The following is a 15,044-nucleotide window of genomic DNA, read 5'->3' on the forward strand; positions in this document are numbered from 1 at the left end:
CCATGAAAATCAGAACTTTAACTTTGATTCTCACTTTCTTTTGCCTTTACTCCACCACGTATTCACAACAAAAGGAATATAAATGGAGAATCGGCGCAAGTGGAGGGTATACCAATTATTACGGAGACCTGACGCCTTATAGGTTAGATGGACTATACAATTGGGAAGCTAACAGGCACTTGTTTTATTACAACGATAATTATGCTGCCAAACCCTCCTACAAGATCTATTTGGAAAAACAACTCAGCACCACGATTGGGCTAATGCTTAATTATGGAAATTACCATTTTGGCATGAGTGACCGATACGTCCAACGTGACGGCGAATTATATACTGACAATCCTAATTTTACCAGAGGTCTGAATTTCCAAAACCACACCCGTGACCTTGGTCTATCATTGGTCTTCAAGACAGACAATGACAAGTTTCTATCTTCGAGTTCACTGATTGCACCTTATTTTACTGTAGGACTTGGTTATATCCGCTTTGATGTCAAAGGAGATCTTTTGGACGGCGATGGGCAACGTTATGACCAAAACTTACCGGGAATTATTCATGATGGAATTTATGAAACAAATCTTCCAGACTGGAACACCGAATTGGTAAATGGGTATGACCAGGATTCTTGGTATGCCAATTTTGGGTTGGGCTTCAGAGTCCGATTGGGATCCCGTGTAGAATTCTTTGCACAGAGTGATTTCTTGCACACTTTCACTAACTTTTTGGATGATGCAAGTGGCAGATACAGGATGGAGTATGACAATGATTTCCAGGCTTATGCTGCCAAACCGGGAACCAATGTCATTGATCCGAATAGTCCTTATCGTGGTCATCCTGATGAAGCAAAAGATTGGATTATCTATCATGGGATAGGATTGAAATTCAATTTTGGAGCAAGCAAAAAAACTTTTACCGCGCCCCGTCTGAGCTCCTATAATCCTAACAATTCGGTAAGCTTAAAAGAAGCCCTAAAATCCAATCAAGACTATCAAGACTCTTTGTTGAATAGGAAAAGTGGAGTTACCAACAATTTTTTCTATACAGTTCAATTGATTGAAACAAAAAGACTAGACAGCTTGGCCTATGCGACAAAAATCCTTGGCTTTGAACAGGAAATCCAAAAAAGGGAAACTCGGATTCTGGAATCACAAACAGCTGAAAGGAGACTTTTGGGTATTTCCGGCACCTTTGACAGTCAATACGACAGCCTCGAAAAAGAAAACAGACTTGACCCAAGAGAAAAACAGGATTTGTTGCAAGCTTCACAAAAAGCAAGATTTGATATCCGATACAGCATAGATAGTCTGAACCGCAGGCAACAGGAGCTTTTATCAGAAATAGATTCAATTGCAAATCTTAAAAGAAATTTACCCTTAGAGCAGCGGGTATTGGTATTCCCTGACCCGGATAGCCTTTTTCAAAAGCAAGTGATGGTATCAGATTCTATTGTCCAAAGCAATACAAGGACCTTTGCAGCAGCGGAGCAGGAATCTACGAAATCTTTTCAGGCAGAAAAAATAGAGTCCGACCAAGCAGAAAGTGCACCAACAGCCATGGCAGCAGCTCCGCCGGTAAGGCAATCAAATGAAAGGATGACTCAGGTGGAACAGGAAAACCAATACCTGAAATCCGAGCGGGACAGAATATTGAGAGAATATAATGATTACCTCAAATCCGGTAAACCCAAAAGGGAAAAACCTAGGTACATCGAAAATACCAGGACAATCCAAAGAGAAAACACCAATACAGTCTACCGAGATGAACCACAACGACGCAGGCGCTGGTGGTGGCCTTTTGCAGCAGCAGGAGGAGTCGCCACGGCGATAGCATTATCGGACAATGATGAGGGTGACAATCAGAATACTCCTATTGATTCAGCAGCCATTGTTCAGGAATTTTTGGGAAGAGAAGATATGATTTTTGCTGTTTCATCTGCCTTGTTGGGAGTTGACCTTCGGAATAATGTTAAACAAGAAAAGTCATTGCTAGAGGTTCCAGAAACATTGTTGGCGGTTGAAACCATCACAGACACCGTCTATGTGGACAATAAAGCTGTTACCAATCTTATTAAATCCAAAGAAATCCTTTATTTTAAATTGAACCAAAAGGTTCCTGATGCGGAAGAAACAGCCAAACTTGCAGAGCTAGCGGGATTTATCAAAGAAAATGAAGAATACCGGTTGTTGATTACTGGATTTGCAGACAATACAGGTAATGTGAATTTTAACCTCAAGCTTGCAGAACAACGAATGAATTCAGTTGCGGAATTATTGAGAAGTGAATTTGGATTGGCAGAAGATCAACTTAGACTAGAGTCCGGTGGGCAAGTTATCCGCGGAAACCGTCAGGCAGCCAATGACCTGGATAGAAGGGTGGAAGTCAGGACGGAGAGGAGGTAGGGGTTAATTGTTTATTTGCTTAATTGTTGTATTGGTTGTAGTTGTTGTAATTGTTGTCTGATGAGGGGTGTCAGGTTGTCGTTAAAAATGCTAAAACTGCCAACTAGGAATGTTCCACTTCGACTGCCCACTGAGACTACAAACTGCAACTGCCTTCTGCAAACTGAATTCTGCAACTGCCTACTGAGATTGCTTACTGCAAACTAGGTCTTGGTACTTCGTACTTTGTTCAATTCTCGCAACCCGCTTCTCGTTTCTCGCTTCTAACTCTTTCTTTCTTCAAAAAGCGAATACTTTAACTTTTCCCTCAACATCTGTAGAGCCTTGACTCCTTTTGGGGAATTTCCTTTTTCGCTGAGTGGTGGACTCCAAACTGCAACCGTAAATTTGTTGGGCATGACTGCTACTGTCCCTCCACCAACACCGCTTTTGCCCGGCAAACCTACACGGAAAGCAAACTCTCCCGATTCGTCATAAAATCCACAGGTCAGCATCAGCGCATTAACCCTTTGAGTATCGATTGGGCTGAGGATTTCTCTTTTTGCAAAAATGGAATATCCCCGATTGGCCAAAAATGAAAATGACCTTGCCAAGTCCACACAGCACAATTCAATGGCGCATTGCCCACAATAGGTTCGGATGACATCCTGAATGTCATTTTCAAAATTGTCATATGCCTTTAGAAAATAGGCCAAAGCTGTATTTCGCTCTGAATGGGCAATCTCCGAATTCATCACAGATTCATCGATCCGGACGCATGTTCTTCCCACGATGTCGTTGATAAAACCATGAATTTCTTCCAATGGCTTTTTGTGAATGGTTGTCAGCGCATCAGTAATTACCAATGCCCCGGCATTGATAAAGGGGTTTCTCGGGATTCCTTTTTCAAATTCCAGCTGGGCAATCGAGTTGAACGGATTGCCGCTTGGCTCGACGTTGACCCTGGACCAAAGTTTGCTTTTGAAGACATGCGCCACCATCGTCAAGGTCAACACTTTGGAAATACTCTGTATAGAAAATGGAACTTCAAAATCTCCGGCACCATACACTTTTCCATCCAGATCCACCAAAGCAATCCCAAAATTATCCGGATCGACTTTTGCTAATTCAGGGATATAGTCGGCAACTTTTCCTCCAAGATCCTGGGGTTTTAATTCATTATAGATATCGTCAATGATTGATTGGTAGTTCATGTTTTCAAAGTGTTGATTTTTTCCTTCAATAATCTAGCCTGAATAAATCAAGTGTCAATCTTAATGTTCATTATTTTTTAAATGGGAAAGAATTTATTAATGATATAAAAAAGTAATCAACCCTAACTAGGACTTCAAAGCCAATTTCTTTTGTTTATAGAGAAATTCAATGACAACTTCCAACCAAAATCAAACCTGAATCCATTTAAAGTGGCTATCGGCTCGAATTAATATCTATTATCTCCAATGGTGATATTTTATTTAAACCTTTGATGTGATGATTTTTTACCGTCACCATAATCATTTGAACATTATATCAATAGAGTATCCTAAATAAATCTGAAGACCAAAATAAAAGATTTATCAAAACTTTTATCTCATTAATGTACTGATGGGAATTTTAAAACCTAGCTCAAGGTTAAAACCATTAAGATTTCCTGATTCTGAATAATCAATCCGCTGTCCATTGACTATTTCTTGAACATTTACAAAACCAACTTCAGGGCTTCCGAAATTTTGTGAAAAGTTAAATGAAAGTATGCTGGAATTGAATAAAGGTATATCCATGAAAGCACCTGCCTGAAAAAACAGCTTCCCCCCGGATCTCTGAGTTGACGGTGTGGACAGCAGGACAGGTACGCGTTCATCATCCAATACCAAAGCACCTCTTTGGGTCACATACGTCCTTATAGTATTCAATGTCACGAAAGTAGCAGCCGAAACACCAAATCTCAGGCGGTTCTTTTCTCCTATATCCCAATGATATCTTGCCCGTAGTGGAATAGCCCTTGTCATCGGATCACTTAGGCTTATCAAACCAAAATTTTCAGTTTCTGTTTTTGTTTGACTCATCCAACTGGAGTAACCGGTTTCAAAGCTCCATTGACCTGAAGTGTATCCAAATAGAAAACTGGTTGCCGGCCTAAATCTGGTGATCCCCGGAATGTCATTCTTTTCAAAATCAGGCTGAGATCTCAATAAGCTAGTAAGCATCACATAGGAACCATCTCCCCATGCAGCCATACGTTTTTCAGATTTTCGCTCTTTTTTGATTACTCTCCAGTCCTCCTTTTTTTCATGGCCTCTACGCCTGAAATCTATTCCATACCCCAACACCAGCCCTGTATAAGTCCCTCTCCTCTGAACTACAGGATGGGAAGTTTCTTCAATCCAATTTAAATTTGACTCATTTAACATCCCAAAGCCCTGATGATGTCTTAGCCCAAGTAAAAAATAATTGTTACCTGGAGTATTGAATTTCATTCCCACTTCTAAAGAACCAGAAGGCACTACATAAGTTGTATACTTAAAGTTTAATACTGAATCCTGAATTTTAATCCCGTAATCTCGTGAAAGATTTATCCCCAAGGAAGGCTGAACATAGAATTCATTTTCACCCACCTCCCAAGTCTTCCTAAAACCTAAGCTATAATTCCTAAAAGCAAAACCTGCATTATTCCTCTGGGGTACATATAAAAATGAAGAACCTGAATTTTCTGGATTCAAAGTATACCCAAAAGGCGAGGAAGCAGCCCAAGATTGCAGGACAAATTGCCAGTTCTTATTGATATTGTATGATAATCCCAAACCAAAATTTACTCCAATGGGAGTTGTAAAATCCATGGAAGGCAAAGGATCATTTAAAAAGTTTTGATACCCTTGATTAGGAACAGTATACAGTTCAAGGTTGATCCTGCTTTGGGCATTTGCATGAAAAGGACACATCCACAAAAGCAAACTCATTGAAAGAAGTAGTTTTTTCATTTTAGAAATATTTTGTGAACTGATCATTACATTAAATATAAGACTTTTCAACTAACTTCTTTTACTATCTGGTTGTTAAAAAAAAAAAATAGATTTCATAGCAATTGGAGGCAATTTCTAATACACCATCTGCAACACTGGCCTTTTGCCACAATTCATTTCTTTCCAACCTGGTCGACAGCAGTTCTTCCTCATAATAACGCTGTGAAAAACCATTTAAAACAACTCCAAAAAACAATATTCCGTCAAATCCAAAATTTAATATCATCAATTGAGGTAGTGAAAATATAAAACATGGATTTATAACTGATTTTAGGATAAATTATTTTGGAAGAGTAAGAAAAATAAAACTTTAAGATTGGCTTTTCCATTAATCATACGCAATGATTCGGGTAGATTGAATTTCAATTTTTCACTTTGTTTAATGACTGAAAAACCATATAAATCAAATATGGCTTCATTCCGATGCATATCAGAATGAAGCCATGATCGAAAAAGAATATCTCTTTTCAGGCTAAAGAAGCGTGTCCCGGTTTTTATTTTCTAAACAACACATTCAAAGGCAACTTATAACCCAATTCCAGCATAAAACCGTTCAGCGTGCCTGAACTCTCAAAGTTCACAGGCTGTCCATTGACTTCCCCCGTTACATCCAACAATCCTACATCAGGACTGCCAAAATTCTGAGACACCTTAAAGTTCAACAAACTTGAATTGAAGATCGGGACTTCGGCAAAAATGCCCGCATTGAAAAATATAGCACCTTTTGGATCAGAAGGATTTGTTTTATATGTAAGATCAAATTCTCCATCAGGTCCAGTACCACCGTAACCTCCTTCCCTGAGTCTTTCTCCATTGGTACCTAAAGTGTAAAATGCAGTGAAAGTAGGCCCAAATCGAAGTCTGTTTTTTTCACCCACCTGAAAGTCATATTTGAGAGTCAAAGGAATAGCAGTCACCAAAAAGTTATTTGCAAGGTTCGAGTTGACATTTGTTCCAGCAACAGAAATATTGGTTTGGGCATTAAATCGTGTATACCCAGTTTCCACGCTCAAAGCCTTGAATCTATAGCCTGCCGCAAAAATACTTCCTCCCGAAATATGTGAAAACTCAAGATTTGGTTCTCTCTCCGACTTAGGTCTAAAGCGGAGAAATCCTGAAAGCATGACGTAAGGGCCACTTTTCCAAGCCAGATCTCTTTTTTCATCTTTTCGGTCAGGACGGTTTGACCGGAATTGTTCCCTGCTGCTTTTATTGCCAAAGTTGATCCCATAACCCATAAATAAACCTGCATAGGAGCCTCTTCTTTTATCTTCTATTCTCAAATTTGTTGACGGATTATAGAAGCCATTAGTGTTTAACTGTCCAATACCTTGTTGGAACCTTGCACCGAAGACAACATAATTTTTCCTTGGCGTGTACAGTTTTATCCCGCCTTCAAGCCTGACATTACCAACAATGGCGGTCTGTTTTGGACTGTAGCCAACAAAGTAATTCGAATCATTTAAAATCATTTCACTGTAATTATTGACAGTAAATCCTACGGAAGGCTGGGCAAAAAGCGCATATTTTTCTTTTTCCCAGTTATATCTTGCTCCAATACTATAATTTCCCAAAAGTTCTGATGACCTGCCTTTGATCTGGGGATTCGCATCTGGAAAATTGGGATACCAAGTAGTCATCCTTGAATTCCTCAATGCCTCAGCTTGTAACGATAATTGCCATGGGCCTTTGATCCTGTAAAGGATGTTGGCTCCAATATGGTAATCTAATGGTGTAGAGACTTTCAAATCGGAATTTTGAGGAAACTCTATTGCTTTGTTAAATGACTTAAGCGGTCCCCCATAGAGCTCCAGGTTCAGTTTCCCTTGGCCGTATGAATTTTGGATAATGGAAAAAAATAGCAGGATTGTATAATAATAGTATAATTTTCTCATAACAAAGTAGATTTTTATTATTTCAAAGATAGTTGGTTTCACTTAACCCTGTATAAGGCAAATACAAAATTTTGTTAAAATATTAGTTAATCAATGTTAAACCACAAACGTCAATGAAATCAAAATATTACATGCATAATTTTCTTATGTATATAATTTTCTTTTATATTCGTTTTATATTCTGGATGCGATACGCACATGTCAAATAATAACCTGATCAAAGGAAGTCTACAAACCATAATCCTCAAACTGCTCGAGGAAAATGAAAGGATGTACGGTTATGAAATTACCCAAAAAGTCAAGGAACTGACCGCCGGGGAAATCAAAATCACGGAAGGTGCCCTCTATCCTGCCCTGCACAAGCTGGAAGCAGATGGATTGCTGACAACAGAGATAGAACAAGTTGATAACAGGGTCCGAAAATACTACAGCCTGACTAAGGACGGGCAAAAGGAGGTCAACAGCAAAATGGCAGAGTTGCAGGGATTTGTAGAAAACCTCCAAAGAATCCTGAATCCCACTTGGAATCCGGGTTTGACCTGACTTTAAAAAGTGAAACACATTAGTTGAATAAAAAAAGTAAATCTAAAATCCAAATCCTTCGAGGTTTGAAATAAAACCTCAAAGGATCCAAAAGACCTCAAAGGTTCCATACATAAAATGCGAAACCTGACCGACATAGAATTGCAAACTATCAAAGGCACCATTGTGAGAAAGGAGATTTCTTCGGCAGAAATCCTCATGGAGGTCTATGACCATTATGTCAGCCACCTGCAGGAATTTGGAGAGGACGATTTTGATGATCAATTGGAAGAATTGGATGAAAAATTCACTTATGGATATTGTCATGCTTTGCAAGCCAAATTCAACAAAGACATCCGAAAAGAAATCGGTGTCCTCCAATGGAAAGTGGTCAAGAAGAATTTATGTTTATCGAGAATCCTCTACGTATTGGGCTTTATCATGATTGCTTTTTACTTGGGTTCGAATGTGAAAAACGAAAAAGAAGGAGCAATAATGATGGTTGCACCTTTACTGATCCTAACGGTTTTCCATATTTATTTCTTATTCAAATCAAGCAGAAGAATCAAAAAGATGAAGGAAAGCATGAGTCAGGCAAGTTCGCTGCAATCTTCTTTATTTTATCCTTTTTCCGAAAGAATGTACTTGCCTGTAATTATGGCGTATTCCATTGTTTGGTTTGCGGACCTCATGTTTGATGTGCAGGTACTTTCAAACATAGCCCCCCAGATTGCTGCAACATTTTCAATCCTTCTTTTCATTTATGTGATTTCCCTGATGGAGGTCTGGAAAATCAAATCCAAAACATCCCTGATATGAAACTGAATGAGCAACAAATTAAAGAACTCCATTACCGCATCAATTCCAAACAGATTCAATACACTGAGGTAAGAGATGAGGTATTGGACCATTATCAGACAGCTTTGGAGTTGGAACAAGAAAGGCCCTTTGAGGATGTTTTGGCTGAGCTCGATAAAACTTTTACAATCACCTATTGTAAAGAAGTGGCTGAAAATTATATCAAAGAATTGAGATCGGAATATCCCTTCTTAATCAAAAGAAAGTTTTTAGAAATGTTTGAGTGGCGAAGGTTACCCCTGACGCTGATCATTTTTTCATTGGGTTTATCCGTTCCTTATTTGCTTCCCGACCCAAAGAAATTGGTGCATCTGACCAATGCATTTATCCTACTCATGTTTTCAATTGAATCCTTGATGATTGAATATTCCTATCCAAAAAAATCCTTCAAACACCATTACAGGACAGTGGACGACCCTCCCAGATTGGCAAGATTGCAGAGCCGGTCACTTCGGGGATGGGGCATATTCCCTGCAGTTACAGCGATATTTCTGATGATTCCCCTATTTGTAATTTACTTAGGGAATCTTGAGGAGGGCTTTGCAGCTTATCTCTTCACTCCACCATACATATACAGTATCTGCTTTTTGACTGGTGTTATGGTACTCTTTCAGATCGCCAATTTTGAAGTTTCCCGAGACCGTATGAAACCTTTTGTTCGATGAAAAGAATCCTATTAGATACTGAAGTCCAGACCATCAAAGACCGGCTAAACCGGTTGCAGATTGCTTATGTAGAAATATATGATGAGCTTTTGGATCACTATATTTCCTCATTGGAACAATTTCCTGCTTATGAATTTGACACAAAAAGGGAAGCTTTAGATGATGAGTTTGCTTGGTCTGTGGTAAGGGGTTTGGAAAAACAACTTTTGAATGTAGTCAGCAAGCAATTACAAAGTTCCCAAAGGGACGCCCTTAAAATTTGGAAAATGGATTTATTGAAAGTGCTGGGTATTTTTTCTTACGCTTTCTTTCTTCTGATCATTTACCATTTAATCAGTTTGGATGTTATGATGATTTTCTCCTTTCTGCCCGTCTTGGGAATATTGGTGGCTCTACTTTATCATTCAGGCAATTACTTCTCTTTATCCCTTGACCCAAACTATCATAGACCAAGAAATGTAATCCTTCAAGCAGCCTTGGGTAAATATGTACTGATCTTCAATTTCTTCAACGCTTTTTTTGTATTCACTTCAATTTTTCTTAACAACATTGGTCTTGAAAGTTGGGCAATGGTCTTGATGATTTTTTATACAACTTTTATGAATATTTATGCCCTATCGCTTTATGGATCTATCAATCTCAAAAACTTAAAACTGATTAGATCATGAAACTCTCCAAACCCCAGATCGAAAAGATAAACCAATCCATCAAAATGGGTATTTATTACCAAGACATTCGCTCAGAATTGGTGGATCACTTGGCCTCAGCCATTGAGCAGGAAATGGGAGATGGTGAGATTTCCTTCGAGTTGGCTTTGGATCAACAGCTTGCAAAGCTGAATCTTGACAAGTTCCAAAGACAGATTTTGCTCAGTCATCATTCTTCCGCATTCAAAAAATTATTTGCAGGTTGGCTCAATCCAGAGAATTTTGGGTTGGCCTTGCTTGCATTCTGCGTGACCTATTTTCTGATCCATATCGGCTCGATAGAAGCAAGCCATACATATTCTACTTTCCTGCTTGTCATGATCACTGTCAATACGGCACCGTTTTTTTATAGACTTTTCACAAAGCCCATGCGCAATAGCAGTGAGTTTATGTCCGTCATCAATAGCATGTTTTTACTGTACATGTGCATGTCATTTTCTTTTGACCTCTTACTTGAATTTTCACCTATTCCAAAGCAAATCTTCATGCCTGCCTTTATGGGAATCTTAGCCGGACAACTGATCATCGGGATCAGGTTGGTCAGCAATACTTATGAAAAATTGAAACTTGCCAAACAATGAAACTCACCAAACCCCAAATCGAGCAACTCAAAACCCTGATTTCCAAAAAAGGATATCCTGAAATCGATGTCCAATATGAAATCCTGGACCATGTGGCCTGCAAGGTGGAAACAATGCTTGAAGAAAATCCGAAACTTAACATCGAGGAAGCCTTTCAAAAAGTCCATGCTTCTTTTGGGATTTTTGGATTCAGTGGATTGGAGGAATCTTATAAAAAGCTGATAGAAACCCGCCTGATGAAATATTTTTGGTTAGAATTAAGATCAAATCTCATGAGCATCAACATAATGGTTCCTTTACTTTTGACTTTTTGTTATTTCCACAGTGCTTATGTTTTGGAGAAACATTTCAGTTTCGGTGAAGGAGGCCAACTGTTGATTGGGTTGGTATTCTTGGTTTTTGTGATGGTTTGGTGGTATTATTCCTTTGGCAGTGGATTCAAAAAATATAAAAACTATGCATCATGGAGGGGAAACCAAGGGATATTGATGTTCACTTATCTTCCGCTTCAGTTTATGATACAGGGATACAAATATGTGGGGAACTTCAATTTGCTAGAGCCGTCAACTTTGAGTTTTTGGCAGGTTTTTGCGGTTCTGTTTGTTTTTGCCGGCCTGAACATCCTGACTGCCCTTCCCGGAGTTTTCTCAAAATCCCTAGCAGACACTAAAAAGTTGGGGGATGTTTATAGCTTAGTTTGATTTCGTAACAGCTTTTAATCCGCACAACCTTAAAAACTTTTTAACCTTTACAACCTTCCAACCCTTCCTAATTTTCCAATCTTCCAATTTTCCAATCTTCCAATCCCCACATTAACTTTTCATTTCCTTTTTGAAGTGTATCAAGAGTAAACCAAATTTTCTTTCTACCTTTGCACCCTAATTCAATTTTACAATGCTTAAAATTCGGAATATCGCGATTATCGCACACGTTGACCACGGCAAAACCACCCTAGTGGACAAGATCATACACGTTTCCAAAATCTTCCGTGAAAACCAACAGTTTGACGACCTGATCCTGGACAGCAATGACCTCGAGAGGGAAAGGGGAATCACCATTCTCTCCAAAAACGTTTCCGTTAGATACAAAGACCACAAGATCAATATCATTGATACCCCAGGTCACGCTGACTTCGGAGGAGAAGTAGAAAGGGTTCTTAAAATGGCCGATGGAGTTATCCTTTTGGTCGATGCTTTTGAAGGACCGATGCCACAGACCCGATTTGTATTGGGCAAAGCATTGGCACTTGGACTGACTCCAATCGTAGTCGTCAACAAAGTAGATAAAGAGAATTGCCGTCCAGATGAAGTACATGAGGCTGTTTTTGACTTAATGTTCAACTTGGACGCTACCGAAGAGCAATTGGGTTTCCAGACGCTTTACGGTTCGGCAAAACAAAACTGGATGGGACCTGATTGGACCAATCCGACTGACTCTATCCTTCCACTATTGGATGCGATCATCGAACATATCCCTGAACCGAAAATCGAGGAAGGAACATTGCAAATGCAGATCACTTCCCTGGATTATTCCAGCTTCGTGGGACGTATCGCAATAGGCAGGGTAAAAAGAGGCTCCATCAAGGAAGGCGCGCAATTATCCCTTTGCAAAGCGGACGGGGTGATCAAAAAAGTGAAAGTAAAAGAATTGCAGGTATTTGAAGGACTCGGAAGGGTCAAAGCAACTGAGGTGCTTGCAGGAGATATCTGTGCCGTGACCGGCATCGAAGATTTCGAAATCGGTGATACTTTGGCAGATCTCGAAAAGCCTGAAGCTTTGGTAAGGATCTCAATTGATGAGCCTACCATGAACATGCTCTTCACGATCAACAACTCTCCGTTTTTTGGAAAAGAAGGTAAGTTTGTAACTTCCCGTCACTTGAGAGACAGACTTTTTAAGGAAACTGAAAAGAACCTTGCACTTAGAGTAGAATCAACAGACAGTGAAGATAAATTCTTGGTCTACGGCCGTGGTATCCTTCACTTGTCTATCCTGATCGAAACGATGAGAAGAGAAGGGTATGAGATTCAGGTTGGTCAGCCACAGGTAATCTTCAAAGAAGTCAGCGGTGTCAAATGCGAGCCTATCGAAACATTGGTCGTCGATGTACCTGAAACAACAGCCGGAAAAGTCATCGAAATGGCAACCCAAAGAAAAGGTGAACTCCTGATCATGGAACCAAAAGGTGACCTTCAGCATCTTGAATTTAAAATCCCATCAAGAGGATTGATCGGATTGAGAAACAACATGCTTACCGCTACTCAGGGTGAGGCCATTATGAACCATAACTTTTTTGCTTATGAGCCATTCAAAGGCCCAATCCCGGGACGTATCAACGGTTCGTTGATCTCTATGGAAGGTGGGCAGTGTACGGCTTATGCAATAGACAAATTGCAGGACAGGGGTTCATTCTTTGTCGATCCGGGAGATGAATTGTACGCAGGTCAGGTTATCGGTGAAAACTCCCGTGACAATGACATCGTCGTCAACGTGCAGAAAGGCAAGAAATTGACCAACATGCGTGCTTCCGGTTCGGATGACAACGTGAGGATCGTTCCTGCCAAAAAATTCTCTTTGGAAGAAGCAATGGAATACATCCAAAAAGATGAATACCTTGAAATCACTCCAAAATCCATCCGTATGAGAAAAATCTATCTGGATGAGAATGAGAGAACAAGAATGGCGAAGAAGGATTCTTAAGAAGGATGAATGTGAGGTTAAAGGTGAGAGGTAAGAGGTCAGAGGTACTGAAAACTTGAAAATAAATAAAAATCCCCTAGGCGGAAGCTTAGGGGATTTTTTTATGGAATTTCAAATTCTTGGAAGGATGGGTTTCGGAGATATTGAAAAGTGTTGTTTAGTAAACAATACTATTGTTGTTTACTAAACAACAATAAAAAAAACCGGACATCTCTGCCCGGTTTTTTTCTTCTCTTATTTAAAAATTTAAGTCTATTCCACCACTTTAAATGAAAACAAACTATTCCATCCAAACTTGTCAGGATCTTCCTCCCACTTATTAATCGTATTTTCAAAAATCAGATGATTGTTACCTCCAATTCCATTATTGACTTTATAGACTAAATTCCCAATTTTTACAACTTTGCCAGGAACATCCAATTGTTTTTGAAATTCGAAATTATATGCCCCATTGTTAGTATGAAACGATATAGAATATATCCCAGGTCTTCTCAGGATTAAAGAGGTTTTCATTACATACATGTCATTTTCGAAGATATAATTCATTTCAGCACCGGCAGAACTAAAGGGAAACAATCCCCCTTTTGTATTAACAATATTAAATCCACCCAATCCACCAGGCTGGTCTGGTTGATCCTTTGTCTTATCCAATAATTGAGTACATCTTATCCAAGCAAAGAAATTAAAATCCTCAAAAGAGTATGTAAAATCTTGGTTAAACGAAGTCAACTCTTTGTGAAACTCAACTTCTACGTGAATAGTGTCTCCAATATGATAAGCTTCTTTCACAGGACTAACAGTAATCGGAATTTCAAAATCAACAGTTAGGTATTCCTTTTCTTCAGATAAACAACTGAAACCCATAATGAAACCCATTCCAACCCAAATGATAGCGCGGATAGTAAATAAATGATTTGAATCAATTTTCATAATTTTGAATGATTTCTTAATGATAATTAAATTGTCTTGCCTTACTTGTTTACGCTTCAAAGGAGTTCCTTTATTCAACAATAAAAGAGAAAGCACCATTTTTAAAATAATCATACCCAACAGTCTCAAGCCATTTTCCATCAGTGGGTATGGTGTTTTCTAAAATCAAATGATAATTGGTCTTTCCATTTGTATTAACACTATAATTGATTTTGTTAATAAAATACCCTCCCATTTTATCATTTTCAAATCGTTCTTTTGTCTTTCCGTAAGTTTCATCCACTTGAAAGAGAGTAAGTGTATAAACACCCTTAATTTGTGGAATAATTAAAGTTCTAAATCCTATTGAATTGTCGAGTTCGACGAATTTGATTTCAGCAAATTCTGGACTAATCTTTGTAATCTTACCCTTTTGAGCCAAAAACTCCATTTGACCTGTTGCTCCATTTTGTTCAATCAGTGATTTATCCCGTTGAGTTAAGGAATAGATTCCCATTCCTATTTCAAAATCATCTATTTTGAATAAATGATCAATAGAACCTGAAATGTCATTAATTACCTTTGGAAATTTCGTTTCTAGAATAAAAGTATCTCCCAAACTTATCCTTTCATCTTGCGGATAAACATTTACAGGGATTTCAAAATCCAAAGGAATACTTGGTTTGAATTCATCCTTACAAGATGAATTCAAAACGCATATAAGAATAATCCCAATAAAATTTGGGTTCACTCTTAAAATTTTATCAATAACCATAGCTGGTACAATTTGGATTTGCCTGAGTAATTTA

At 38.8% G+C, this 15,044-nt stretch carries 13 protein-coding genes; 8 read left to right on the forward strand and 5 right to left on the reverse strand.

From position 1 onward, the window contains the following. Positions 1 to 2: 2 nt before the first annotated feature. Positions 3 to 2,399 carry an OmpA family protein gene (locus M3O96_RS14475; protein WP_249721667.1) on the forward strand — a complete coding sequence of 799 codons (2,397 nt, stop codon included), beginning with the start codon at positions 3 to 5 and terminating at the stop codon, positions 2,397 to 2,399. Positions 2,400 to 2,662: 263 nt separating this feature from the next. On the opposite strand, the gene M3O96_RS14480 is transcribed toward M3O96_RS14475, so the two are convergent. The 3 genes from M3O96_RS14480 to M3O96_RS14490 all read right to left on the reverse strand — a co-directional run bounded on the left by M3O96_RS14480 (position 2,663) and on the right by M3O96_RS14490 (position 7,293). Then, the gene (locus tag M3O96_RS14480) at positions 2,663 to 3,592 is read right to left on the reverse strand and encodes a glutaminase (protein WP_249721670.1); all 930 of its coding nucleotides are present in this window, start codon (positions 3,590 to 3,592) and stop codon (positions 2,663 to 2,665) included. Between the two features lie 372 nt (positions 3,593 to 3,964). Further along, a complete protein-coding gene (locus tag M3O96_RS14485) occupies positions 3,965 to 5,356 on the reverse strand; it encodes a hypothetical protein (RefSeq protein WP_249721673.1) in 1,392 nt (463 codons plus the stop codon). Between the two features lie 536 nt (positions 5,357 to 5,892). Then, entirely contained in the window at positions 5,893 to 7,293 is a 1,401-nt protein-coding gene (locus M3O96_RS14490) for a hypothetical protein (RefSeq protein ID WP_249721675.1), read from the reverse strand. A 198-nt stretch (positions 7,294 to 7,491) separates the two neighbouring features. Between M3O96_RS14490 and M3O96_RS14495 the strand changes: the two genes are divergently transcribed. The 7 genes from M3O96_RS14495 to typA all read left to right on the forward strand — a co-directional run bounded on the left by M3O96_RS14495 (position 7,492) and on the right by typA (position 13,326). Continuing rightward, positions 7,492 to 7,836: a PadR family transcriptional regulator gene (locus M3O96_RS14495; protein WP_249721678.1), complete on the forward strand. Its 345-nt coding sequence runs from the start codon at positions 7,492 to 7,494 to the stop codon at positions 7,834 to 7,836. A 117-nt stretch (positions 7,837 to 7,953) separates the two neighbouring features. Next, complete coding sequence (locus M3O96_RS14500) at positions 7,954 to 8,634, forward strand: hypothetical protein (protein WP_249721682.1); 681 nt, start codon at positions 7,954 to 7,956, stop codon at positions 8,632 to 8,634. Then, on the forward strand, positions 8,631 to 9,338 hold the full coding sequence (locus M3O96_RS14505; protein ID WP_249721685.1) for a hypothetical protein: 708 nt from the start codon (positions 8,631 to 8,633) through the stop codon (positions 9,336 to 9,338). Before M3O96_RS14500 ends, M3O96_RS14505 begins: the two co-directional genes overlap by 4 nt. Next, complete coding sequence (locus tag M3O96_RS14510) at positions 9,335 to 10,006, forward strand: hypothetical protein (protein WP_249721689.1); 672 nt, start codon at positions 9,335 to 9,337, stop codon at positions 10,004 to 10,006. The genes M3O96_RS14505 and M3O96_RS14510 overlap by 4 nt, the downstream gene beginning before the upstream one ends. After that, positions 10,003 to 10,626 (forward strand): hypothetical protein, encoded by a 624-nt coding sequence (locus M3O96_RS14515; protein ID WP_249721692.1) that lies wholly within the window; start codon positions 10,003 to 10,005, stop codon positions 10,624 to 10,626. Before M3O96_RS14510 ends, M3O96_RS14515 begins: the two co-directional genes overlap by 4 nt. Then, positions 10,623 to 11,327: a hypothetical protein gene (locus M3O96_RS14520; protein WP_249721696.1), complete on the forward strand. Its 705-nt coding sequence runs from the start codon at positions 10,623 to 10,625 to the stop codon at positions 11,325 to 11,327. Before M3O96_RS14515 ends, M3O96_RS14520 begins: the two co-directional genes overlap by 4 nt. Before the next feature lie 193 nt (positions 11,328 to 11,520). Continuing rightward, positions 11,521 to 13,326, forward strand: coding sequence for a translational GTPase TypA (gene typA, locus M3O96_RS14525; protein WP_249721700.1), 1,806 nt, complete (start codon positions 11,521 to 11,523; stop codon positions 13,324 to 13,326). 252 nt (positions 13,327 to 13,578) lie between these two features. On the opposite strand, the gene M3O96_RS14530 is transcribed toward typA, so the two are convergent. Both M3O96_RS14530 and M3O96_RS14535 read right to left on the reverse strand, forming a co-directional pair. Continuing rightward, positions 13,579 to 14,370 carry a hypothetical protein gene (locus tag M3O96_RS14530; RefSeq protein ID WP_249721703.1) on the reverse strand — a complete coding sequence of 264 codons (792 nt, stop codon included), beginning with the start codon at positions 14,368 to 14,370 and terminating at the stop codon, positions 13,579 to 13,581. Further along, entirely contained in the window at positions 14,327 to 15,010 is a 684-nt protein-coding gene (locus M3O96_RS14535; RefSeq protein WP_249721706.1) for a hypothetical protein, read from the reverse strand. The genes M3O96_RS14530 and M3O96_RS14535 overlap by 44 nt, the downstream gene beginning before the upstream one ends. Between the last annotated feature and the right edge of the window lie 34 nt (positions 15,011 to 15,044).

The organism is Aquiflexum sp. TKW24L (assembly GCF_023502205.1).
Taxonomy (GTDB): Bacteria; Bacteroidota; Bacteroidia; order Cytophagales; family Cyclobacteriaceae; genus Cognataquiflexum.

What these genes read in the sequence shown, in the direction of transcription:
- M3O96_RS14475 (WP_249721667.1), top strand. Translation starts at nt 3, where the DNA reads ATGAAAATCAGAACTTTAACTTTGATTCTCACTTTCTTTTGCCTTTAC.
- M3O96_RS14480 (WP_249721670.1), bottom strand. Translation starts at nt 3,592, where the DNA reads ATGAACTACCAATCAATCATTGACGATATCTATAATGAATTAAAACCC.
- M3O96_RS14485 (WP_249721673.1), bottom strand. Translation starts at nt 5,356, where the DNA reads ATGAAAAAACTACTTCTTTCAATGAGTTTGCTTTTGTGGATGTGTCCT.
- M3O96_RS14490 (WP_249721675.1), bottom strand. Translation starts at nt 7,293, where the DNA reads ATGAGAAAATTATACTATTATTATACAATCCTGCTATTTTTTTCCATT.
- M3O96_RS14495 (WP_249721678.1), top strand. Translation starts at nt 7,492, where the DNA reads ATGTCAAATAATAACCTGATCAAAGGAAGTCTACAAACCATAATCCTC.
- M3O96_RS14500 (WP_249721682.1), top strand. Translation starts at nt 7,954, where the DNA reads ATGCGAAACCTGACCGACATAGAATTGCAAACTATCAAAGGCACCATT.
- M3O96_RS14505 (WP_249721685.1), top strand. Translation starts at nt 8,631, where the DNA reads ATGAAACTGAATGAGCAACAAATTAAAGAACTCCATTACCGCATCAAT.
- M3O96_RS14510 (WP_249721689.1), top strand. Translation starts at nt 9,335, where the DNA reads ATGAAAAGAATCCTATTAGATACTGAAGTCCAGACCATCAAAGACCGG.
- M3O96_RS14515 (WP_249721692.1), top strand. Translation starts at nt 10,003, where the DNA reads ATGAAACTCTCCAAACCCCAGATCGAAAAGATAAACCAATCCATCAAA.
- M3O96_RS14520 (WP_249721696.1), top strand. Translation starts at nt 10,623, where the DNA reads ATGAAACTCACCAAACCCCAAATCGAGCAACTCAAAACCCTGATTTCC.
- typA (WP_249721700.1), top strand. Translation starts at nt 11,521, where the DNA reads ATGCTTAAAATTCGGAATATCGCGATTATCGCACACGTTGACCACGGC.
- M3O96_RS14530 (WP_249721703.1), bottom strand. Translation starts at nt 14,370, where the DNA reads ATGATTATTTTAAAAATGGTGCTTTCTCTTTTATTGTTGAATAAAGGA.
- M3O96_RS14535 (WP_249721706.1), bottom strand. Translation starts at nt 15,010, where the DNA reads ATGGTTATTGATAAAATTTTAAGAGTGAACCCAAATTTTATTGGGATT.